Here is a 23313-nt window from a genome sequence, read left to right on the forward strand (position 1 = left end):
CCGGGCGCGGCTGCGGAGCAGCGGCACGCGCACTCACACCGGTTAGGGACGGTGCGAGTTCAGGATCCGCTGCGCGAGACCGGGCGGGGCGCGCGGCTCACGTGGTCCCCGGCGTCGGCCGGGAGGCGGACCGCGCTCACCAGGCTCATCACGAGCAGCACCGCGAGCGCCAGGAACGTGCCGTGGTAGGCGAGGAGCGGATTTCCCGCCGCCTCCCCCGGACCGGCCAGGAAGCGCAGCGAGGTGGCCGCGATCGCTATGCCGAGCGCGGCGGACAGCTCGGAGAGCGTCGCCGACAGGGTGTTGGCGTTCGTCAGGTCCTCGGCGTGCACGTCGGCGAACTGGATCGAGTTGTACGCGCTGAAGCCGATCGACCGCGCCGCCCCGCTCGCATAGGCGAGCGCCCAGATGAGCGGCACCGGCAGCGCGGGTCCGAGCAGCCCGAACAGCGCCAGCGCGAGGATGCTGCCCGACACGGCGCCGATCAGCACGGCGCGGAAGCCGAACCGCCGCATGAGCGGCGTGGTGATGGGCTTCACCGTGACGTTGCCGAGGAACAGCGCCGTCACCGCGACGCCCGCCTCGATGGGCGACCAGCCGAACCCGTCCTGGAACAGCAGCGGGAGCACGAACGGCACGGCGCTGATCACGAGGCGGAAGACGAACCCGCCCGAGTTCGTCACCCGGAACGTCGGCACGCGGAAGATCCGGAGGTCGAGCAGCGGGTTCGGTCGCCGCAGCAGCCAGGCTACGGATGCCGCCCCGAGCGCGAGACCGACGACCACGAGCAGCACGGGGAGGACGGGGTCGCCCGAATGGGCGAGCTCGAGTGCCACGAGGAGCACGAGCACCGTGAGGGTGCACAGGGCGAGGCCGGGGAGGTCGAGGCGCCGCGCGGGCGGCGCGTTCACGTCGCGCACCACAAGCAGGGCGGCGACGAGGAGGGCGACCCCGATGGGCAGGTTGACGAAGAAGATCGACTGCCAACCCGCGAGCGTCGTGAGGAATCCGCCGATCACGGGGGCGATGACGGGCGCGAGCAGCGACGGCCAGGTCAGCACGGCGATCGCGCGCACGAGTCCCGCCTTGTCCGTGTTGCGCAGCACCACGAGGCGGCCCACCGGTACCATCATGCCGCCGGCTAGGCCCTGGAGCACGCGCGCGAGGGTCAGGCTGAGCAGGTCTCCGCTCAGCGCGCAGAGCAGCGACGCGACCGTGAATACCGCGACCGACGTGCAGAAGACGACGCGGGCGCCCAGCCGGGACGCCAGCCAGCCGCCCAGCGGGATCGAGCAGGCGACCGCGATCAGGTACGCGGTCATGACCACGTTCACGTCGGCGGACTGCACCCCGAAGTCGGCCGCGATGCGCGGCGCCGCCGTGACGAGGATCGTGCCGTCCAGCAGCTCCATGAAGAGGGCAGCGGCCACGAGCACCGCCGTCGCCCTCGCCCGGGTCTCCCCGCTCACGCTCCGTCGTCCCGCACCGCTGCCGTCACTCGGGACAGATTACCGCCACCGCGGGCAGCGTCCGATCGATCGATGACACGGCCGGCGCTCCGGCCGTTCCGCCCATCCGGCCGCCCGACGGAGACCCGCCCGACGAGAATCCGCCCGACCGCATCCGCCCGACGCGAAACCGCCCGACGGAGACCCGCGCGACGCGGATCCGGTCAGCGGCCCTCGAGCGCGAACACGACCGCCTCGTCGATCGAGAGCTCCTCGCCCTCGCTGCGCACCCGCTCCAGGTCGGGCGACTCCTCCCCGCCGAGCAGGGGCGCGAGGTAGTGCTGGTGGAAGGAGAACGAGGTGGCGTTGGCCAGCCCGGACTGCCGCCGCAGAGCCTCGGATGCGCCGAGCAGGCGTCCCGCCCGGGGAACATCCCGTTCCTCGGCCGCGATCGCGGTGAGGCCCTCCAGCCCGAACGCGACCCCCTCCGTGTGGCCGAGCTGCGCGGCGACGGCGAGGCTCTCCTCGAACGAGGCACGCGCCTCGTCCACCCTGCCGGACACGAGCTTCGCCCAGCCAAGATGCTGCAGCGCGATGGTGATCCCGAGGTCGTCCCGCCGGCCGCGCGCCAGGCCGAGCGCCGTGTCGAAGCGCTCGACGGCGCGCCCCACCGCCTTCTTCAGCAGCGAGACCCGGCCGAGCGTGACGAGCGCCATCGCCTCGCCCCATCCGTCGCCGGAGTCGCGGAGCACCGATACGCTGCGCTCGAGGCACTCCTCCGCACGGTCGAGGTCCGGCGACGAGCCGGCGAGGAGCGCGAGCGCGAGGAAGAGCAGCGCGAGTCCCTCGCCCGAGGAGTCGCCCTCGCGCCGGAAGAGCTCGACGCTCTCGCTGAGGCCGGGGACGACCCACTCGTTGGGCCCCTGCCAGAGCGTGATCGACCGCGTGAAGTACAGCGCGATGGCGCGCACGCGATCTGACGAGCCGTTCGTCGCGCTCAGCACCTCGTCCATCCAGGCGCGCACCTCGCCGAGCAGTCCGCCCACCCACCAGTAGACGATGAGGTGCCAGGCGAACTCCGCGATCTCGGCATGCCTGCCCTCGTCGAGCAGATACCGGGCCGCCGCCCGAAGGTTGTCGCGCTCGTCGTTCAGCAGTCCGATGGCCTCGCGCTGATCCGCATCCTTCAGCCGGGCGTCGACCGAGCGAGCGAGGTTCACGAAGTAGCGGGCGTGAGCTTCCCGGGCGGTCTCGAGCTCCCCGCGCTCGGCCAGCTGCTCGAGCGCGTACTCGCGCACGGTCGCGAGCAGCGAGTAGATCGGCCGTCCCGCGCGGTCCTGCTCCCGCACGAGCGAGTTGTCCACGAGGATGCCCAGGCCGAGCACCGGGTCGCCGCTCACGCTCGGCACGCCCTCGGCCACCGCCTCGACGGCCTCGAGCGAGAAGCCGCCCGCGAACACGCCGAGCTCGGCGAGCAGCCGTCGCTCCGGCTCGTCCAGCAGCTGCGTGCTCCACTCGATGGTGCTGCGCAGGGTCTGCTGGCGGGCGGGCAGGTCGCGCGGGCCGCCGGCGAGAAGTGCAAGGCCGCGGTCCAGGCGCGCGAGGATGGCGGCGGGCGGGAGCATCCGCACCCGGGCGGCGGCGAGCTCGAGCGCGAGCGGCACCCCGTCGAGGGCGACGCTGATGGCGGCGAGCGCGGCGGCGTTGTCTGCCGTCACCGCGAAGTCGGGCTTCACCGCGCGGGCCCGCTCCACGAAGAGCGCGACGGACGGGGACTCGACGGCCTGCTCGGGGGTGAGGGTGCGGGATGCGCCGGGCAGCTCGAGCGGTCCCACCTCGACGGCGTGCTCCCCGGACACCCGCAGCAGGGTGCGGCTCGTGACCAGGAACATCACCTCCGGCGCGGCGGCGAGCAGCGTGGTGAGCACGGGGGCGGCGTCGAGCACCTGCTCGAAGTTGTCCACGACCACGAGCATCCGGCGCGAGCGCAGCGCGGTCTTCAGCTTGTGCTCGAGGGGCTGGTCGCCGGTGTCGAGCACGCCGAGCGCCTCCGCGATCACGTTGGGCACGAGGGCGGCGTGCTGCACCGGGGTCAGGTCGACGAATGCGACCTCGACGTCTCCGCGCGCCCGCGCCCGGGACGCCACCTCGACGGCCAGCCGGCTCTTGCCGATGCCGCCGGAGCCGAGCAGCGTCACGAGTCGCACGGACGGGCTGGCGAGCAGGCGCTCCACCTCGGCCATCTCGCGCTCGCGACCGAGCAGCGCGGTGAGCGGGGCGGGGAGCACGGCGACGTCGCGGTCGAGCAGGTCGTGCGGCCCCTTCTCCGCGATCGCCGGCTCGACGGCCACCGGCTTGCTCTGGTCGAACCGGTCGGCGAGCAGGATGGCGAGGTCCACCTCGAGCAGCGCGCGCAGTTCGCGGGGCGTCGAGTAGTACTTGAACGACGTCGTGTCGTCGTCGCGCACCCGGGCGAGCAGCTCGGTGAGGCGGGGCTCGCGGGCGGGCGCCGGCTCCTTGATGTAGATGAGCTTCGGCAGCGATCCCGCGAGGTTGTACTCGTCCTCCAGGCCGGAGACGGTCTCGCCGGGGGCGACCCAGCCGTAACGCTCGGCGTAGAGCCCGACGAACACGTCGCTCTGCCGCAGGTAGGCGCGGTAGAGCTCGCGGGGCGGGTGCGGCCTGGCCCCGAGCTCGAACATCACCGGGGCCAGGTGCAGGCGCTCGATGGCGAGGCGTGCGGCGGCGCGCTCCGGCGCCAGCTCTTTGAGCGTCGAGCTGACGAAGACGCGGAGCCGTTGATCGGGCGTTCGGATACCGCCCGGCGCGGGGGTCATGGCACGATTCTGCGCCAGAGCGGCCCGCCGGGTCTAGGGGAAATCGCGCGGGCCGCCGCGCGGGGCGCCATCACCGGCCTCAGAGCTACTCGGAGCGCGGGCCGCCCGTGCCCGCTCGATCGCCGCCGGCGGATCAGCGATCGGGGCGCGGCGTGATCGTGCCCCACATCGCGTCACTGTCGCTCGGCGAGGCGGGCGGCACCGCCGGGCGGGCGAACGGCAGCCCCAGCAGGCCCGACACGTCCGGCCCGTCCTCACCGAAGCGGTGGGCCCGTTCGCGGTGCGCCATGCGCTCGTCGTCCATTCGCTGGGTCAGCGGGGCGTGCGGCACGGCCAGCCCCGGCACCCGACGCACCACGTCCATGACGAGCCGGAAGCGGTCCAGGTCGTTCATCATCAGCATCGCGAACGGCGTCGTCGTCGTGCCGCGCTCCTTGTACCCGCGCACGTGGATGTTCCGGTGGTTGGCGCGCCGGTAGGTCAGCTGGTGCACGAGCGAGGGATAGCCGTGGAACGCGAAGACGACCGGTCTGTCGTGAGTGAAGATCGCGTCGAACTCCTCGTCGGTGAGCCCGTGCGGATGCTCGGTGCTGCTCTGCAAACGCATCAGGTCGACGACGTTGACGAACCGCACGCGCAGGGTGGGGATGGCGTCCTTCAGGATCTGCACGGCGGCCATCGCCTCCAGGGTCGGCACGTCGCCCGCGGCCGCGACGACGACGTCCGGCTCCTCCCCCAGCACCTCGGTGCCCGCCCAGTCCCAGATGCTCACCCCGCGCGCGCCGTGCACCCGTGCCTCGTCCAGGGTGAGCAGCGTCGGCGTCGGCTGCTTTCCCGCCACCACCACGTTCACGTAGTCGCGCGAGGCGAGGCAGTGCTCCATGGTGACGAGGAGCGAGTTCGCGTCGACCGGCAGGTACACGCGCACGATGCTCGCCTGCTTGTTGACGACGTGGTCGAGGAAGCCGGGGTCCTGGTGCGAGAAGCCGTTGTAGTCCTGCCGCCACACGTGCGAGGAGAGCAGGTAGGTGAACGACGACACCGAGCGCCGCCACGGCACCTGCTCGGCGAGCTCCAGCCACTTCGCGTACTGGTTGAACATCGAGTCGATGACGTGGATGAACGCCTCGTACGAGGTGAAGATGCCGTGCCGGCCGGTGAGCACGTAGGCCTCGAGAAGCCCCTGGGTCAGGTTCTCGCTGAGCACCTCGATGACCCGCCCCTCCCGCGCGAGGTGCTCGTCCGTCGGCAGCGTCTCCCCCTGCCAGGCCTTCGCCGTTGCCGCGTACACGTCCTCGAGCCGGTTGGACATCATCTCGTCGGGACCGAAGATGCGGAACGTGCGCGGATTGGCCACGATGACGTCGCGCAGCCAGGAGCCGAGCACGCGGGTCGGCTCGGCGAGCGGACCGCGTCCCCCGCCGAGCTCGACGGCGTACCGCTCGAGCGCGGGGAGCGAGAGCGCGTTCCGCAGCAGGCCGCCGTTGCCGTGCGGGTTCGCGCTCATCCTGCGGTCGCCGCTCGGCCGGTTGGGCGCCAGCGCGGGAGTCGGCGCCCCGTCCCGGCCGAACAGCTGCTCCGGCCGGTAGCCGCGCAGCCACTCCTCGAGCTGCGCGCGCTGTCCGGAATCCTCCCGCACGCGCGTCAGCGGCACGAGGTGCGGTCGCCAGGTGCCCTCCATCGGCAGGCCGTCGACGACACGCGGACCCGTCCAGCCCTTGGGGGTGCGCAGGATGAGCATCGGCCAGGCGGGGCGTCCCTCCATGCCCGTGGTCCGCGCCTTGGCCTGGATGGCGGCGATCTCGTCGAGCGCCGCGCCCATCGCCTCGGCGAGGCGCTCGTGCACGCGCAACGGATCCTCGCCGTCGAAGCCGCCCGTCACGATGCGGGGGGCGTAGCCGTGCCCGCGGAACAGCTGCAGCAGCTGCTCCTCGGGGATGCGGGCGAGCACCGTAGGGTTCGCGATCTTGTACCCGTTGAGGTTGAGGATCGGCAGCACGGCGCCGTCGGTCTCCGGATTGAGGAACATGGTGAGCTGCCAGCTCGCCGAGAGGGTCGCCGTCTCGGCCTCGCCGTCGCCGATGACGCAGGCGACGACCAGCTCGGGGTTGTCGAGCGCGGCACCGAACGCGTGCACGAGCGAGTAGCCGAGCTCCCCGCCCTCGTGGATCGATCCCGGCGTCTCCGGGGACGCGTGCGACGGGACGCCGCCGGGGAAGGAGAACTGGCGGAACAGGCGTCGCATGCCGGTCGAGTCCTGCGGCACGTCGGGATAGAGCTCGGAGTAGGTGCCGTCCAGCCAGGAGTTCGCGACGACGGCGGCCCCGCCGTGTCCCGGTCCGGCGACGAACAGCACGCTGAGGTCGCGCTCGACGATGAAGCGGTTGAGGTGGGCGTAGACGAGGTTGAGCACGGGCGTCGTGCCCCAGTGGCCGAGCAGCCGCGGCTTGATGTCCGCGGCGGTCAGCGGGCGCTCGAGCAGCGGATCGTCCATCAGGTGGATCTGGCCGACCGACAGGTAGTTGGCCGCCCGCCACCACGCGTCGACGACGCTCAGGTAGCTTCCGGACGATTCGGTCATCGTGTTGCTCCTTCCCTCGGGAGAAAGCGTTTCCGGGCCTCTAGGAGAGGACGTCCCGGGTGAGGAAGCGCCCGTAGGCGAGCGCGCCGAAGACGACCACGTAGCAGGCCTGCACGAGGGCGTTGTCGCCGAAGCTGTCCCAGGACACGGGTTCGCGGAGGAGGTCGATGAACCCGAGCCAGTGGTGCGTGAACAGCCACGGGTGCAGCCACTCCAGTTGCGGCAGCGAGTCGAGCACCTGCGCCGTGATGGAGAGCACGACCGCCGCGGCCATCGCGCCGACCGGCACGTCGGTGAGCGTGGAGATGAACAGCCCGATCGCGGCGAAGCCGAGCAACGACACCGACACGTAGGCGGCGACCAGCGCGAGGCGCCCGAGCGCGGCCGGCGGGCTGATCTCGGTGCCCGAGATCAGCGTCACGGGCCCGATCGGGAACAGCAGGGCGCCGATCAGGACGCCCGCCAGCGCGCTGACGAACACCGCGGCGAGGCAGAACGCCACGGACGCCGCGTACTTGACGAGCAGCACCCGCACGCGCCCGGCCGGCGCGATGAGGAGGTAGCGCAGGGTCCCCTGGCTCGCCTCCCCCGCGATCGAGTCTCCGGAGACGACGCCGACGGTCAGGGGAAGGAACAGCGGGATCGACAGCGAGAGGCCGGCGATGGCCACGAACAGCCCGTTGGAGGCGACCCTGTCGAGGAACACCGGTCCCCGGCCGCTTGGCGGGCCGGACGAGACGCGCACGGCGACGGCGACGAGCACGGGCACGGCCGCCAGGGCGAGGAGCATGGCCCAGGTGCGTCTGCGACGGAACTGCAACGCGAGCTCGGAGGCGAGGAGCGCCCCGGTGATCGGCCTAGCGGGCAACGTCGAACCCCTCCCCGGTCAGGGCGACGAATCGGTCCTCGAGGCTCTGCTCGGTGACGCCGAACCCGCGGACCCGCACGCCGGCCGCCACGAGGGCCGCAACCACCTGATCCGGCTCCATCCCCACCGGCATGGTGGCCGTCAGCTCGTCGTCGAGCGCGGGCAGCATCCGCAGCCCGAGATTGGCGAAGACCGCCGCCGCCCGCTCGGGGTCTGGCGTGCGCAGCGTGACGGACGCGCATCCCGCCGCGCGCAGCTCCTCGAGCGGCGCCTGGGCGACGAGGCGCCCCGCGCTCATCACGGCCGCGTGGGTGCACATCTGCTCGATCTCGGCGAGCAGATGGCTGGAGACGAACACGGTCACGCCCTCCGCGGCCAGCGAGCGGACGAGCGAGCGCACCTCCCGCGTGCCCTGGGGGTCGAGGCCGTTCGTGGGCTCGTCGAGCACCAGGAGCTCACGGGGCACGAGCAGGGCGGACGCGATGCCGAGCCGCTGCTTCATGCCGAGGGAGTATGCGTGCACCCGCTTCCGGGCGGCGGCGGCGAGGCCGACCCGCTCGAGTGCTGTCGCCACCCGTGCGGCCCTCGTCGACGGATGGCCGACCGGGTTGGCCGCGTCGAACCGGCGCAGATTGGCCTCGCCGGACAGGTAGGGGTAGAACGCCGGGCCCTCGACAAGCGCACCGACGCGGGGCAGGGTCGCCGAGAGACCAGCGGGGAGCGGCCGCCCGAGGAGGCTCACCGATCCCCGCGTCGGAGCGGCGAGGCCGAGGAGGATGCGGATGGTGGTGGTCTTGCCCGAGCCGTTCGGTCCGAGGAAGCCGAAGACCGAGCCTCTCGGCACCGCGAGGTCAACGGAGTCCACCGCCACCTGACGTCCGAAGGTCTTGGTCAGGCCGCGCGTCTCGATGGCGAGGGACTGCGTGCCCGGGGATCCAACTCCGGAGGACTGCACCTCGGGGGACTGCGCGTCGAGCGGCCGTGCGCCGGGACCGATGCTCACGGCGCCGCGCTCACCGGGCCGCGGCCGCCGCCTGCAGCTGCTCGACGGGCACCGCCCCGGCGAACGCCCCTCCGGCGTCCGTCAGCAGGACGGAGAACAGGGCGGTCGACAGAGCGCGACCACCGGCGACCGGGGTGGTCGCCTCGAGCAGGAGCGGGTTCGACGACACCTCGGCCGGGACGGATCCCGCGGGGAGGGCCGCGACGGCGGACCAGCCGGAACCGACGACCGTCGGCTCCTCGTGGGTGACGTGGTGCTCGCCCGATCGCGCCTCGACTCCGGCCGAGTCGCCGGACGGCGTCCTCTCGGACAGCGTCTTCTCGGTGACGGCGGCGCCCGCGGGCGGCGAGAAGGTGAACAGGCTCTCCTCGGGGGCGTCCAGGGAGAGCCGGGTGAAGGCGACGCTAGCGGCGGGTGCCGTCTCACCGCGGGCGGTGATGGAGGCGCGGAGCGGCATGCCGGTCTCCGCGTCGACCGCGATCGCGACGGACCCCACGAGGGTGTCCTCGTAGCGGGGGCTCAGCACGAGCTCGTACGCCGACCGGCCGGCGACGCGCACGTTGTCCCGCGTGGTCACCTCGGTGCTCGGATCGATGGCGGCGAGCGCGCGCTCGGCGATGGCCGAGGGGGTCATGGTCTGCTCGGACTTCAGCTCGTTCAGGCGGCTCTCGATGCGCTCCTTCGCGCCGTCCGGGAGGGTGACGCGCATGGCCTCGTTCTCGCGGAAGTCGTAGGTCCACGCCTCGGCGCCGTTGAGCACCAACTGGCGCTCGCCTCTTTCGTCGAGCACCTGCAGGCGGAAGCGGTCGGGTCCGTCCGCGTAGACGCGCACCTCGTGGTCGGCGGTCAGGACCTCGAGGCCGGCGCCGAGGCCCATCTCCTCGCCGGACAGCGAGGGAAGCGACGGGAGGCCGAGGTCGGAGGTCTGCTCGACGGTGCCGGAGAACGTGTCGACGTCGCTCTCGGCGAGGAGGGCGAGGACCTCCTGCGGCGAGCGCTCGGGAAGCGGAACCTCGGCCCCGGCGCGGAGCGGGAGGGCGAGCGCCCCGCCGACCACCACGACCGGTATCACCGCGGCAGGAATCCAGCGCTGCCATCGTCGCGTAGTCATGCCGCACCGCCCGTCTTCGCCCGCATCGGTATGCGACACGATACGCCCGACTCCTGCGTGCCACCAGGGAGAGCGCACCCCTCCCGGAACGCCGCAGGCGACGCCCTCGCGGCTGGCGTAGCGTGGGAATGATCACCGATGCCGGGACGGAAGCGTTCCGGCATTTTCCTGTCCCGGAAGGCCCCATGACCAGCACAGTCCCCGCCCTCGTCACCCCGTCCGCCAGCGCCCCCTTCGAGGCTTCGACCGTCGAGGTGCGGGACGTCGGCGCTCACGACGTGCAGATCGACGTCGCCTACGCGGGCATCTGCCACTCCGACATCCACCAGGTCCGCGAGGAGTGGGGACCCGCCCTCTTCCCGATGGTGCCGGGCCACGAGATCGCGGGCATCGTGTCCGCGATCGGTGACGGCGTCACACGCTACGCCGTGGGCGACCGGGTCGGCGTCGGCTGCTTCGTCGACTCCTGCCGCGAGTGCGAGAACTGCCTCGCCGGTGAGGAGCAGTTCTGCCTGAAGGGCAACGTGCCCACCTACAACGGCCGCCAGTACAGCGGGGAGCCGACGTACGGCGGCTACAGCCGGCGCGTCGTCGTCGACGAGAACTACGTGCTCGGGATCCCCGAGGGGCTCGCGCTCGACGCCGCAGCCCCGCTGCTCTGCGCCGGCATCACCACGTACTCGCCGCTCAAGCACTGGGGCGCCGGCCCTGGCACCCGCGTGGCCGTCGTCGGCATGGGCGGCCTCGGCCACATGGGGGTGCAGATCGCGCACGCGCTCGGGGCGCACGTCACCGTGCTCTCCCAGACGCTCTCCAAGCGCGAGGACGGCATGCGGCTCGGAGCGGACGAGTACTACGCGACCAGCGACCCGGAGACCTTCTCCCGGCTGCGCGGGTCCTTCGACCTCATCATCAACACCGTCTCGGCCGACGTGGACGTCGACGCCTACCTGGGCACGCTCCGCCGCAACGGCTCCCTCGTGTTCGTCGGCCTGCCCGAGGACGCCCAGACCTTCCGGGTCGGCTCCGTCATCGGCGGCCGCCGGAGCATCGCCGGTTCCAACATCGGCGGTATCCGGGAGACCCAGGAGATGCTCGACTTCTGCGCCGAGCACGGCATCGCGGCGGAGATCGAGCTCATCGACGCGTCGCACGTGAACGAGGCGTACGACCGCGTCGTCCGCAGCGACGTGCGCTACCGCTTCGTGATCGACACGGCGACGATCCCCGCCTCCTAGCGGGCAGCACCTGCCGGGAGGACGCCGATGGAGATCTGGCCGGGGCAGCCGTATCCGCTCGGGGCGACGTACGACGGGGTCGGCACCAACTTCACGCTGTTCAGCGAGGCCGCCGACCTCGTCGAGCTCTGCCTCTTCCCCGCCGACGGCGGGGAGGAGCGCAGGGTCCGGATGACCGAGGTCGACGGCTACGTGTGGCACTGCTTCCTGCCCGGCATCGGTCCGGGGCAGCGGTACGGCTATCGGGTGCACGGCCCGTACGACCCGGCGACCGGGCTCCGCTGCAATCCGGCGAAACTGCTCCTCGACCCGTATGCGAAGGCGATCGACGGGCAGGTGCGCTGGGGCCAGGAGGCCTACGGCTACCCGCTCGGCGGTGACGACCTCGCCCGGGACGACGCCGACAGCGCGGCCGTCATGCCCCGGTCCGTCGTCACCAACCCCTGGTTCGACTGGGGCGACGACCGCCTGCTGCGGACCCCATGGCACCAGACCGTGGTCTACGAGGCGCACGTGCGCGGTTTCACCATGCGCCATCCCGACATCCCGGAGGAGCTGCGCGGCACCTACGCCGGCATGGCCCACCCCGCGGCGATCGCCCACCTGACGCGCCTGGGGGTCACGGCAGTCGAGCTCATGCCCGTGCACCACTTCGTGCACGACCACGTGCTCGCCGACCGCGGTCTCCGCAACTATTGGGGCTACAACTCGATCGGTTTCCTCGCGCCGCACAGCGACTACTCCGCCTGGGGCGTCGACCAGGTCGCGGCCGAGTTCCGGTACATGGTCAAGACCCTGCACGCGGCGGGCATCGAGGTGATCCTCGACGTCGTCTACAACCACACGGCCGAGGGCAACCACCTCGGGCCCGTGCTCTCCCTCAAGGGGATCGACAACCGCGCCTACTACCGCACGAGCGGCTACGGGCGGTACTACTTCGACACGACGGGCACGGGGAACACCCTCAACATGCGGCACCCGCACGTGCTGCAGCTCATCATCGACTCGCTGCGCTACTGGGTGACCGAGATGCACGTCGACGGTTTCCGCTTCGACCTCGCGGCGAGCCTCGCTCGGCAGTTCCACGAGGTGGACAACCTCTCCGCGTTCTTCGACCTGATCCAGATCGATCCCGTGCTCAGCCAGGTGAAGCTCATCGCCGAACCGTGGGACCTGGGCGAGGGCGGCTACCAGGTCGGCAACTTCCCGACCCTGTGGTCGGAATGGAACGGCAAGTACCGTGACACCGTGCGGGACTACTGGCGCGGCGCCGACCGCACGCTCGCGGACTTCGCCTACCGCCTCACCGGCAGCTCCGACCTGTACGGGCCGACCGGCCGCCGCCCGTACGCGAGCCTCAACTTCGTCACGGCGCACGACGGCTTCACGCTGACCGACCTGGTCAGCTACAACGAGAAGCACAACGAGGCGAACGGGGAGGGGAACCGCGACGGCCACGACGACAACCGGTCATGGAACTCGGGCGCTGAGGGTCCGACGGACGACGCCGCGGTAGTCGCGCTCCGGGAGCGGCGGCGGCGCAGCCTGATGGCGACCCTCCTGCTGTCCCAGGGCGTGCCCATGATCTGCGGCGGCGACGAGATCGGCCGCACCCAGGGCGGCAACAACAACGCCTACTGCCAGGACAACGAGATCTCCTGGCTGGACTGGGAGTCCGCGGACGAGGAGTTCCTGCGGTTCTGCGCCGAGCTCATCGCGTTCCGCCGGGAGCATCCGGTCTTCCGGCGGCGGCGCTTTTTCGCCGGCCGCCCGATCTTCGGCACAGAGATGTCCGACATCGCCTGGATCCGGCCGGACGGCGAGGAGATGACGCACGACGACTGGGCGGTGGGCTTCGCCAAGACCCTCGGCGTGTTTCTGAACGGCGAGGAGCTGCCCGACCCCGGCCCGCGGGGCCAGCGGGTGCGGGACGACAGCTTCCTGCTGCTGTTCAACGCGCACTCCGAGGACGTCGAGTTCGTGCTGCCCGGTGACCCGGCCGGTCCCGCGCGCTGGCGCCCGGGGCTCGACACGGCCCTGCCGGCGCCGGCGGGTCCGCTCGGAGGCGCGGAGTGCGAGACGGACGCCGACGCGGACCTCCCGGGCGGTGCGCGTGTTGCCGTGGCCGGGCACGCGATGCGGGTGCTGCGCCTGATCCCCGCGGTCTAAGCCGCTCATCTCATCCTCGCGGTCTGACCCCGCGGCCGGATGCTGGCCGCCTGATCCCCGCGGTCTGATCGGGGTCTGATCGGCCGGATCCGTCAGCCGCGCCGGGGCGGACCGGTCGTGCCGCGGACGACGAGCCTCGTGGGCACGACCGCGGCGCGGGCGGCGGTCGGGTCCTGCGAGATCAGTCCGAGCACCATCTGCCCTGCTGTCCTTCCCTGCTCCCGCACCCCCTGATGCACGGTCGTGAGATCCGAGAGCGCGGCGAGCGGGTGATCGTCGATGCCGATCACGGACACGTCCTCCGGCACTCGCAACCCCTCGCGACGCAGGGTGCGTAGAGCGCCGAGGGCGACCTCGTCGCTGTGCGCGTACACCGCCGTCGGCGGCGGCCCGGACGCGAGCAGGTCCGCCATCGCCGCCGCACCCTCCTCGCCGCCCCAGTCCCCGTCCCGAACGAGAGCGGGGTCCGCGGGGATCCCCGCGGCGGCGAGCGCCTCGTGATACGCCAGGGAGCGGCGGTTGACCGCGGGCCAGCCCGGCGCCAGCGGCGTCTCCGCCGCGATCATCGCGATGCGTTCGTGACCGAGCGAGAGCAGGTGGTCCATGGCCTGGGCGCCTGCGGCGCGGTCGTCGATGCAGACGAAGGGATAGCGGGCGCTCTGCCCGCCGGCCGCCACGATGCCGACGCCGAGGAGGTCGAGCCGCTGGCGCTCCTCCTCCGTGACCGGGAACGCGAGCACCACGACCGCGTCGACCTTGCGCCTCGCCGGCAGCCGCTCGAAGAAGTGCCTGCGGTGGTCCAGCGTGTCGACGTTGTAGAGCAGCAGGTCGATTCCCGCCTCGCGCAGCACCTCCTCGACGCCCGCGAGCATCTCCGCGAAGAACCAGCGCGACAGGTGCGGCACCACGACCGCGACCCGGCCCGTCCGCCCTCCCGCCAGCCGGGACGCCTCCGGTGACACGACGAAGGACAGCTGGTCCGCGACGGAGCGGACCCTGTCCCGCGTGCCCGGCGAGACCCCGTACGAGTCGCTGAGCGCCCGTGACGCGGTGGCGAGGGAGACCCCGGCGCGCGCCGCGATGTCGGCGAGGGTGACTCTGTCGGGCGACCTGAGCACGGGTTCCACTGTCTCGAGTTTCGGGGGTACGGGCTGGCGGCATCTAAGCACGGCCGGTGGTGCAGGGACAGACGAACCGTAGTCAACCGTCACGGTGCCGCGGCCGACAAGGGGTTGACGGCGCTGCTCCGCCGGGTCGATAGTGGCGGTTCGGAAGCGCTTCCGACATCGGGGTCTGGACACGCGCTTCTCGAGTCGAGGGAGACGAAGACGTGCCCGAGGTTCCACTGATCACCGTTCCCGGCAGCCGTCCGTTCAGCCGCCGCGTCCTGCTCACCGGGCTCGGCCTCGGTGCGGCCGGCATGACCCTGGGGCTCACCGGCTGCGCACCGCAGGGGTCCAGCCGCACGGCCATCCGGTTCGTGCAGAACAAGCGCGAGGTGATCGGCTACTTCAGCGACCTCGTCGACCGCTTCAACGAGTCGCAGTCGGAGATCCTCGTGCGCCACGACGACTCCCCCGTGAGTCTCGTGGCCCAGATGGTGCGCGGCTCCTACCCGGATGTGGCCTGCTACAACTACAACCTCGAGGCGTCGACCTTCCTCGGTCGCGGCATGCTCTCCGACCTCTCGGACCTGCCCGAGGCGGCGACCGTGCAGGCGAGCGTGCAGGACCTGGTCACCCAGTACGCGCAGTACAAGGACCAGACGAACGTGCTGCCGTTCTCCATCACGGCGGCCGGGGTCGTCTACAACCGGGACCTGTTCGACCAGAACAACGTGGAGGTGCCGACCACCTGGAGCGAGTTCACCGCGGCGTGCGGCGTGTTCCGCGACGCCGGCATCATCCCGATCTACGGCACCTTCCGCGACATGTGGACGGTCAGCCAGGGTCACTTCGACTACGCCGCGGGCGGCCTGCTGGACGTCGCCGACTTCTATGACCGACTGCGCGACGAGGGCCCGAGCGTCGGCCCGAACTCCGAGACGTCGTTCCAGAAGGACTTCGCCAAGGTCGCGGAGCGCATGTCCGAGCTGTTCGACTTCTCCCAGGAGAACGCGCTGACCCGGGCCTATCCCGACGGCAACGCGGCCTTCGCGAACGGCGAGGCCGCCATGTACCTGCAGGGGCCGTGGGCCATCGGCGAGGTCAACGTCATCAACGAGGACGTGAACGTCGGCACCTTCCCGCTGCCCATGACCGAGGACCCTGAGCAGACCCGCGCGCGGGTGAACCTCGACCTCGCGGTCTGGATCCCCAACGGTGTCGCCCACCGGGACCAGTCGGTGACCTTCCTGCAGTACCTCATGTCGCCCGAGGTGCTCAACACGTACAACCAGGAGAACCTGGCCTACTCGACGCTCGAGAACGCGCCGCCCGTCACGGACCCGCGCATCCAGGGCCTGCAGGAGGCGTACACCGAGGGGCGGTTCTACCAGGGCGCCGGGACCTACCTCCCCAACACGATCCCGCTGCAGAACTACCTGCAGGAGTTCGTGATCGACCGCGAGGCCCAGCCGTTCCTCGCGAAGCTCGACACCGACTGGGCGCGTCTGTCCCAGCGCACCGACCTCTGATGCACCGCACGCCCGCTTCCGACCGACGCCGGCCCGGATACCGAACACGACGAGGAGAACCCAGATGACGGCCACAGCCTCCCGCGGGACGCAGCGACGCGCCCCGTCGGCGGACACACCGGCGCGCGCCGGCCGCACCGGCAAGCCCAGAGTCGAGCCGATCTTCTACGCGTTCCTGTTCCCGGCGATCGCGCTCTTCTCGCTCGCGATCACACTGCCGGCGCTGATCGGCATGTTCTACAGCGTCACGGACTACGTGGGCTTCGGGGAGTACGACTTCATCGGCTTCGGCAACTACGCCGCCCTGTTCACCGATCCGCGCATCCTCAGCTCCTACGGGTTCACCATGGGGTTCTCGCTGGTCACCGTCATCGCGGTCAACGCGATCGCCCTGGCGCTCGCCATCGGCCTGAACTCGAAGATCAAGTTCAAGACGGCGCTGCGCGGGATCTTCTTCATTCCGATGGTCATTTCGGGCATCGTCATCGCCTACGTCTTCAACTACCTGTTCTCCAACACGCTCCCGACGCTCACGGGCACCGGCTCGATCCTGGTCGACCCGAACCTCGCCTGGCTGTCCATCGTGATCGTCACCGCGTGGCAGTCGATCCCGAGCGCGATCATCATCTACCTCGCCGGGCTGCTGGCCATCCCGGAGGAGGTCTACGAGGCGGGCTCCCTGGACGGCGCGACCGGCTGGCGGCAGTTCACCTCGATCACGCTCCCCCTGGTCGCCGGCTACGTGGTCATCAACACGGTGCTCGGCTTCAAGGGCTTCCTGAACGCCTACGAGATCATCATCGGCCTCACGAACGGCGGTCCGGGCACGGCGACGTTCAGCGTGGCCATGACGATCTTCACCGGCTTCACCAGCGGCGACTACGCCTACCAGATGGCCAACGCCGTGATCTTCTTCATCGTGACCGTGGTCGTCTCGATCCTCCAGCTGCAGCTCATCCGACGTCGAGGAGTGTCGCTCTAATGTCCGTCGCCATCGATCCCGCCACCGTCTCGGCCGTCACGCCCGAGCGCGCGCGCCGCCAGAAGGACCCCAAGGAGTCCTACCGGCCGAACTGGACGACGACGATCCTGCTGATCCTCGCCTCCCTCACGGTGCTCATCCCGCTGTACTTCGCGATCGCCATGTCCCTGAAGACGGCCGCCGAGGCCGCGAGCGGAACAGGGCTGAGCTGGCCGTGGCCCATGCAGTTCGGCAACTTCGCCGAGGCCTGGACGCTCACCGACTTCCCGCGGGCGTTCATCATCTCGCTGCTCATCTCGGTGGTCAGCGTTGCGGGTGCCATCGTGCTCAGCTCGCTCGCCTCGTACGCGATCGCGCGGAACTGGGACCACCGCGGGTTCCGCTACTCGTACTTCTACCTGCTCGCCGCGATGTTCATCCCGTTCCCGGTCATCGCGCTGCCGCAGATCAAGCTGACGGCCGCGGTCAACCTCGACAACCCGCTCGGCGTCGCGCTGCTGCACATCATGTTCCAGCTGTCCTTCAGCGTGCTGCTCTACTCCGCGTTCCTGCGCTCCATCCCGCACGAGCTCGAGGAGAGCGCCCGCATCGACGGCGCGACGACCTGGCAGGTGTTCTGGAAGCTCATCTTCCCGCTGCTCGCCCCGATGAACGCGACGGTCGGCATCTTCGCCTTCCTCGCCTCGTGGAACGACTTCATGATGCCGTCACTGATCACGGCGGACAGTCGGCTGCAGACGCTGCCCGTGGTGCAGAACATCTTCCAGCAGCAGTTCAACACGGAGTACAACGTCGCCTTCGCGTCCTACCTCATGGCGATGGCGCCGACCATCCTCGTCTACATCTTCGCCCAGCGGTGGGTGCTCTCGGGCGTCACCCGCGGCGCGATCAAGTAGCCCCGTGGCGGGCGCGGGCGCCGGCGCGGACGCCGCGCCGGACCGGCGGGCCGAGGGCGACGGCGATGTCGAGCGCGACGGGGCGGAGCCGAAGGGCGCGGACTGGTGGCGGCAGGCCGTGGTCTACCAGATCTACCCGCGCAGCTTCGCGGATGCGGACGGCGACGGGATCGGTGACCTCGCGGGCATCACCTCGAGGATCCCCTACCTCGCCTCCCTCGGTGTCGACGCGGTGTGGCTCAGCCCCTTCTACCCGTCGGCCCTCGCCGACGGCGGCTACGACGTAGACGACTACCGGAACGTCGACCCCCGGCTCGGCACTCTCGACGACTTCGACCGGATGATCAGGGCGCTGCACGCCGCGGGCATCCGGCTCGTCGCCGACCTGGTGCCGAACCACTCGTCGGATCGGCACGAGTGGTTCCGGGCGGCCCTGGCCTCCGCGCCCGGGTCCCCGGAGCGGGCGCGGTACATCTTCCGCGACGGCCGCGGACCGGACGGTGCCCTTCCGCCGAGCGACTGGCAGTCCATCTTCGGCGGGCCGGCCTGGCATCGTGTGCCCGACGGGCAGTACTACCTTCACCTCTTCGCGCCCCAGCAGCCCGACCTCAACTGGGACAACCCGGAGGTGCGGGCCGACTTCGTGCGGACGCTCCGGTTCTGGTCCGACCGGGGTGTCGACGGGTTCCGCGTCGACGTGGCGCACGGCCTCGCGAAGCGCCTGACCGATCCGCTGCCCTCTACCGAGGAGATGGCCGGCTTCGGCCCGGGGGCGCACCCGCTGTGGGACCGGGACGAGGTGCACGACATCTACGCCGAGTGGCGGCGCGTCTTCCAGGAGTACGACCCGCCGCGAACCGCCGTGGCCGAGGCCTGGGTCGAGCCCGACCGGCGGGCCCGATACGCGCACCCGGAGGGCCTCGGCCAGGCCTTCAGCTTCGACCTGCTCGAGGCGAACTACGACGCCGACGGATTCCGGCGCATCATCACCGACAACCTCGCGTTCGCCCGGGAGTCGGGCTCGTCCACCACCTGGGTGTTCTCGAACCACGACGTCGTGCGGCACGCGACGCGGTACGGCCTGCCCGTGCCCGCCGACGGCGGCCCGCAGAAGGGCCGGGAGTGGCTGCTCTCCGGCGGGACGGAGCCGGTGCTCGATCGGGAGGGCGGGCTGCGCCGCGCCCGGGCGGCGACGCTCCTGATGCTGGCGCTCCCCGGCTCCGCCTACCTGTACCAGGGCGAGGAGCTCGGCCTGCACGAGGTGATCGAGATCCCGGACGAGGACCGCCAGGATCCGACGTTCTTCCGCAACGCCGGCGTCGAGATCGGCCGCGACGGGTGCCGGGTGCCGATCCCCTGGACGCGCGGCGGCAGCTCCTTCGGCTTCGGCACCGATGGCGCGCACCTCCCGCAGCCGACCTGGTTCGGCGCCGTGTCCGTCGAGGCCGAGGAGCGGGACGACGCGTCCACCCTCGCCCTCTACCGGCGCGCGCTCGCCCTCCGCCGGCGCCTTCAGGGGCCGGAGCAGCTGCACTGGCTGGACGCGGGTCAGCGTCCGGTGCTCGCCTTCGAGCGGCCGGGAGGCTGGCGCGCGGTGATGAACTTCGGGCCGGGCGATGTGACGCTGCCGGAGGGCGAGCTGCTCCTGGCGAGCGCGCCGGTGTCCGACGGCGTCCTCCCGGCCGACGCGACGGCCTGGCTGCGCGTGCCCTAGTCCGGGACGGGCGTCGGCACCCCGGGTTCGCAGGGGGACTCTGCGGGGGCCGGTGTAGGTTCTGTCGACATGACCGGTGGATCGGGGAACGGGCGCGGGCGGGCGCGGACGCTCGTGGTCGCCGCCGTGCTCGCGCTCTGCACGGGCGTCGGTGCGGTCGCCGTCGCGGTCTCCGACGGCAGCTCCTCCGTCGCCTCGGTGCCCGGTGACTCGCCCACGGCCTCGCCCTCGGCGCAGGCGACCGACGACCCGTCGGCCGTCGGCGCGGGCGCGAGCGCGGGTGAGGCGCGGTCCACCGAGCCGCATCCCGCGCCGGGCGCCGACGGAGACTCCGCTGACGACTCCCAACGGGACACGATGGCCTACGTCGCCCTGGGCGACTCCTACGCCTCCGGACAGGGCGCCGGGGACTACAGCGACGGCAGATGTCTGCGCAGCTCCGCCGGCTACCCCGCCCTCCTCGACACGGAGTCTGGCATCCGGCTCGTCGCGGACGCCAGCTGCAGCGGTGACACGACGGCCGACCTGCTCGCCGAGCAGCTCGGCGCCCTGAGCGAAGACACCCGCCTCGTCACCGTCACGATCGGCGCCAACGACCTCGGCGCGATCCGGGTCGCCGCGGTCTGCTCAGTCTCCCCGTCCTCAGCCGACTGCCGCACGATGCTGACGGCCGCCCTCACCCTCCTCGAGCCCGGGGGCGAACTGGAGCAGCGCCTGCGCACGACCTTCGCCCGGGTGCGGGCCGAGGCGCCGACCGCCCGCATCATCGCCACCGGCTACCCCGACCTTTTCGAAGCCTCGGCGTTCGGCACGGGGAGCGGCGGCAGCGGGCCCGACGGCGAGGCACTGATCACCACGCTCCAGGGCGCGACCCGATCGCTCAACGCGGGCATCCAGGCCGCCGTGCTCGCGGAGAGACGGGCCGGCTCGGACATCGCCTACGCCGACGTCTCGGAGGCGTTCGCCGGTCACGGGGTCGGCGGCTCGGACGAGTGGATCCTTTCCACCGGCCCGGACGTCTTCCACCCGAAGGCGGTCGGCTACGTCGCCTATGCGGATGCCGTCCGCGCCGCGCTCGACTGAGCGGGTCGAAGCTCGCGCGACCACACTCGCCCCGTCGGACACGCCACATTCGAGAGGCAGGCGGGGCCCTCGCGACGTCGGCCATGCGACAGGGGCCCCGTCCGAAGTCGGGGCCCCTGTGTGGTGCGGGTCGGTGCGGGTGACGCGGTTAGGCGCCCAGTCCCGCGCGGTCCACCTTGCGGTGGTAGCGCATGCCGGCGAGGCCGCCCAGGATCGCCCCGACCAGCGCGACGGCGACGAGGACGACGGCGGTGATGATGCTGCCGGCGGTCAGGTCGCCCTCGTTGATCGGGATGCGGGGGAAGCTGTTCAGGTTGGCGAGGATGTTGAGGTTGCTGCCCGCGATGCCGCCGATGATGGCGAAGACGATCGCGATCACGATCGCCCAGAGCCAGACCGCGAAGCCCTGCTTGGCGCCACTGAACCGCGCCATGCGGCCGGCGACGTAGCCGCCGCAGTAGTAGGCGAGGAACATGATGACGATGAGCACGATCGCTCCGATAAGACCGACGGTCTCAGCGTTCGCGGACGCGTCCTCGGCCGCCTGCTGGGGGTCGACGTTGTTGCCGAGCCCCACAGCCGCGCCGAGTCCCGCGAGCAGCGCGGTGAGGATGACGGCCATTCCGGTGGCGGTCAGCCAGCCGAAGAAGGCGGAACCGAACTTGATGCCGCCGAACTGGTCCTTCTCGCGCTGGACCACGGCGTGGCGGTCGCTGGCGCTGACGGACGAGGTCGTCGTCGCCGCGTCGTCGCGACCGATGGGGCGGGCCGACGAGTCGCCGCCGAGGCGATCGTCGTTGGATTGGTTAGACATGGCTGTGTGCCTTCCGTGTTCATGGTGACCCCACTTGGCGGGAGTGCGATACCAAGCCAACACACGGACATGTCCCCCGGTTAGGGGGTTGCATTTCAGGACGGCTCCGGGATGAGTGCCGTTCACGCCCCCGTTTCAGGGCGCGGTGACGAAGTCGATGAGCTCCTCGACCCGGCCGAGCAGTTGCGGCTCCAGGTCCGCGAAGCTGTTCACGCGACCCAGGATGCGCTTCCACGCGCGCGCGATGTCCGCCTGGGACTCGTGCGGCCAGCCGAGGGCCTCGCAGATGCCGTGCTTCCACTCGACCGAGCGCGGCACGGTAGGCCACTCCCCGAGCCCGAGGCGCCGGGGCTTAACGGCCTGCCACACGTCGACGTAGGGGTGACCGACCACGAGCACGTTCGCCCCGTGCCTGCCCCGGCGCACGGCGTCGGCGATCCGGCTCTCCTTGGAGCCCGGCACGAGGTGGTCGACGAGCACGCCGACCCGTCGGCCCGGACCGGGCGAGAACTCCTCGATGAGGGCGGCGAGGTCGTCCACGCCCTCGAGGTACTCCACGACGACGCCCTCGATCCGGAGGTCGTCGCCCCACACCTTCTCGACCAACTCGGCGTCGTGCCTGCCCTCGACGAAGATGCGGCTCGCCCGCGCGACGCGGGCCTTCGCGTTCTCGACGGCGACGGATCCGGACGCCGTGCGTCCGGGGGCGACTCCCCCCGGGCCGGCGGCGGGAGCCCTTCGCGGCACCACGAGCTCGACGGGGGCGCCATCGATGAGGAAGCCCTTGCCGAGCGGGAAGGCGCGCACGGCGCCGTGCCGGTCCTCGAGCTGCACGAGCCGGCCCTCCACACGCACGACGGCGCCGCAGAAGCCGGACGCCACCTCCTCGACGACGAGGTCCCGCTTCGCCTCGTGCTTGGGCACGGTCACGGCACCGCGCTTCCGCCAGTCGGTGGCGAGCACGTCGAATCCGTAGCGGTCGTCGTTCATCGGCATCGACCGTACCGGCAGCGTCGGCCGCGTCGGCGGAGGCACGCTGGGAAGTCCGCGACCGCGAGCCGCGCCCGTCACTCCCCGTCGAGATCGCCGCCTCCGACGTCCGTGATGGAGAACAGCACCCGCGGATCCTGCAGCACGGCCGGGTACGGCACGGCGGACCGCGCCAGCTCCGACGCGTCGAAGGAGACGGAGCGCGACAGGTGCGGCCGGCCGTCCTCATCCGTGCCGCTCCGGGGCGCGCCGAGCAGCACGCCCGTGGGCAGCGAGAGACCCGGTCCCGCGAGCACGCCGAAGCGGTCGCCTGGACGCATCTCCTCCGCGAACGCGTCCAGCTGCTTGCGCCACTTGGGTGGCACGCGCCCGCTGGGGTTGACCGCGGGGATGGTGACGACGCTCTCGGCGCGCCACCGCTCGAGCTCGGCCTCGTCGTGCACGCGAAGGATCCACAGCGGCCGCGCGTCGGTCGGCGGCGGGGCCGGCTGCACGCCGGGGTCCGCGCCGGGCCACAGGTAGGGGAGGTCGTCCGGCTCGCCCGGGAAGTGCGGGGTGTAGAGCTCGGGCGCCTTGCGCAGCAGGTTGGAGCGGTGGCTTCGGTGCAGCTCCTCGTTGCCGACCCAGGACGGCATGAGGCCCGCTGCCGTGAGGTCGGCCTGGGTCATGTCGCCGACCTCGGGGGCGAACTCGAGCATCTGCGGTGCGGTGGAGTCCGCGTGGCCGCGCTCGGCCCAGACCGCGACCATGTCGAGCCCGTACCGGGTGAGCGCGGGCACATAGCCGCGCCACATGTCGACGACGGGGTGCGTCTGCCAGCCGTAGCTCGGCAGCACGAGCGCCCGCAGGATCTGCAGCGTCTCCACCCTCTGCTTGCCGAGCCGGGGGGCGTCGAGGACGCGCGCGCTCTGCACGAAGTCCTCGTAGGGAAGGAACGTCTGCAT

General features: G+C 71.5%; 17 protein-coding genes. 7 read left to right on the top strand and 10 right to left on the bottom strand.

The genetic code is table 11. From position 1 onward, the window contains the following. Positions 1–59 precede the first annotated feature (59 nt). The 6 genes from DAI20_RS14015 to DAI20_RS14040 form a co-directional block, all read right to left on the bottom strand. Positions 60–1469 (bottom strand): MFS transporter, encoded by a 1410-nt coding sequence (locus tag DAI20_RS14015; protein ID WP_240606085.1) that lies wholly within the window; start codon positions 1467–1469, stop codon positions 60–62. Between the two features lie 203 nt (positions 1470–1672). Next, positions 1673–4285, bottom strand: coding sequence for an ATP-binding protein (locus DAI20_RS14020; RefSeq protein ID WP_108251928.1), 2613 nt, complete (start codon positions 4283–4285; stop codon positions 1673–1675). Between the two features lie 133 nt (positions 4286–4418). After that, on the bottom strand, positions 4419–6866 hold the full coding sequence (locus tag DAI20_RS14025; protein ID WP_108251930.1) for a phosphoketolase family protein: 2448 nt from the start codon (positions 6864–6866) through the stop codon (positions 4419–4421). Between the two features lie 40 nt (positions 6867–6906). Next, positions 6907–7734 carry an ABC transporter permease gene (locus tag DAI20_RS14030; protein WP_108251932.1) on the bottom strand — a complete coding sequence of 276 codons (828 nt, stop codon included), beginning with the start codon at positions 7732–7734 and terminating at the stop codon, positions 6907–6909. Next, on the bottom strand, positions 7724–8689 hold the full coding sequence (locus DAI20_RS14035) for an ABC transporter ATP-binding protein (protein WP_108252577.1): 966 nt from the start codon (positions 8687–8689) through the stop codon (positions 7724–7726). The genes DAI20_RS14030 and DAI20_RS14035 overlap by 11 nt, the downstream gene beginning before the upstream one ends. Before the next feature lie 58 nt (positions 8690–8747). Beyond that, positions 8748–9848: a LolA family protein gene (locus DAI20_RS14040; RefSeq protein ID WP_159085074.1), complete on the bottom strand. Its 1101-nt coding sequence runs from the start codon at positions 9846–9848 to the stop codon at positions 8748–8750. A 185-nt stretch (positions 9849–10033) separates the two neighbouring features. On the opposite strand from DAI20_RS14040, the gene DAI20_RS14045 reads away from it, so the two are divergent. Both DAI20_RS14045 and glgX read left to right on the top strand, forming a co-directional pair. Beyond that, on the top strand, positions 10034–11086 hold the full coding sequence (locus DAI20_RS14045) for an NAD(P)-dependent alcohol dehydrogenase (protein ID WP_108251936.1): 1053 nt from the start codon (positions 10034–10036) through the stop codon (positions 11084–11086). 27 nt (positions 11087–11113) lie between these two features. Beyond that, the gene (gene glgX, locus DAI20_RS14050) at positions 11114–13255 is read left to right on the top strand and encodes a glycogen debranching protein GlgX (protein ID WP_108251938.1); all 2142 of its coding nucleotides are present in this window, start codon (positions 11114–11116) and stop codon (positions 13253–13255) included. A gap of 92 nt (positions 13256–13347) precedes the next feature. Here glgX and DAI20_RS14055 read toward each other — a convergent pair whose 3' ends face one another. Then, complete coding sequence (locus DAI20_RS14055) at positions 13348–14373, bottom strand: LacI family DNA-binding transcriptional regulator (RefSeq protein WP_108252579.1); 1026 nt, start codon at positions 14371–14373, stop codon at positions 13348–13350. A 212-nt stretch (positions 14374–14585) separates the two neighbouring features. Here DAI20_RS14055 and DAI20_RS14060 point away from each other — a divergent pair, with 212 nt between their 5' ends. The 5 genes from DAI20_RS14060 (at position 14586) to DAI20_RS14080 (ending at position 20565) form a co-directional block, all read left to right on the top strand. Then, positions 14586–15890, top strand: a complete 1305-nt coding sequence (locus DAI20_RS14060) for an ABC transporter substrate-binding protein (RefSeq protein WP_240606086.1) — start codon at positions 14586–14588, stop codon at positions 15888–15890. A gap of 64 nt (positions 15891–15954) precedes the next feature. Next, positions 15955–16872 carry a carbohydrate ABC transporter permease gene (locus tag DAI20_RS14065; RefSeq protein ID WP_108251940.1) on the top strand — a complete coding sequence of 306 codons (918 nt, stop codon included), beginning with the start codon at positions 15955–15957 and terminating at the stop codon, positions 16870–16872. Next, complete coding sequence (locus DAI20_RS14070; protein ID WP_108251942.1) at positions 16872–17768, top strand: carbohydrate ABC transporter permease; 897 nt, start codon at positions 16872–16874, stop codon at positions 17766–17768. Before DAI20_RS14065 ends, DAI20_RS14070 begins: the two co-directional genes overlap by 1 nt. A gap of 4 nt (positions 17769–17772) precedes the next feature. Further along, on the top strand, positions 17773–19482 hold the full coding sequence (locus tag DAI20_RS14075) for a glycoside hydrolase family 13 protein (protein ID WP_108251944.1): 1710 nt from the start codon (positions 17773–17775) through the stop codon (positions 19480–19482). Positions 19483–19551: 69 nt separating this feature from the next. After that, entirely contained in the window at positions 19552–20565 is a 1014-nt protein-coding gene (locus DAI20_RS14080) for an SGNH/GDSL hydrolase family protein (RefSeq protein ID WP_108251946.1), read from the top strand. Positions 20566–20713: 148 nt separating this feature from the next. On the opposite strand, the gene DAI20_RS14085 is transcribed toward DAI20_RS14080, so the two are convergent. From DAI20_RS14085 to DAI20_RS14095, 3 genes are all read right to left on the bottom strand, one after another. Beyond that, the gene (locus DAI20_RS14085; RefSeq protein WP_108251948.1) at positions 20714–21379 is read right to left on the bottom strand and encodes a hypothetical protein; all 666 of its coding nucleotides are present in this window, start codon (positions 21377–21379) and stop codon (positions 20714–20716) included. A 135-nt stretch (positions 21380–21514) separates the two neighbouring features. Then, on the bottom strand, positions 21515–22369 hold the full coding sequence (locus tag DAI20_RS14090) for a DUF3097 domain-containing protein (RefSeq protein WP_108251950.1): 855 nt from the start codon (positions 22367–22369) through the stop codon (positions 21515–21517). A gap of 77 nt (positions 22370–22446) precedes the next feature. Beyond that, positions 22447–23313, bottom strand: coding sequence for an MSMEG_6728 family protein (locus DAI20_RS14095; RefSeq protein WP_108251951.1), 867 nt, complete (start codon positions 23311–23313; stop codon positions 22447–22449).

This window comes from Planctomonas deserti, from assembly GCF_003067705.1.
GTDB lineage: Bacteria > Actinomycetota > Actinomycetes > Actinomycetales > Microbacteriaceae > Planctomonas > Planctomonas deserti.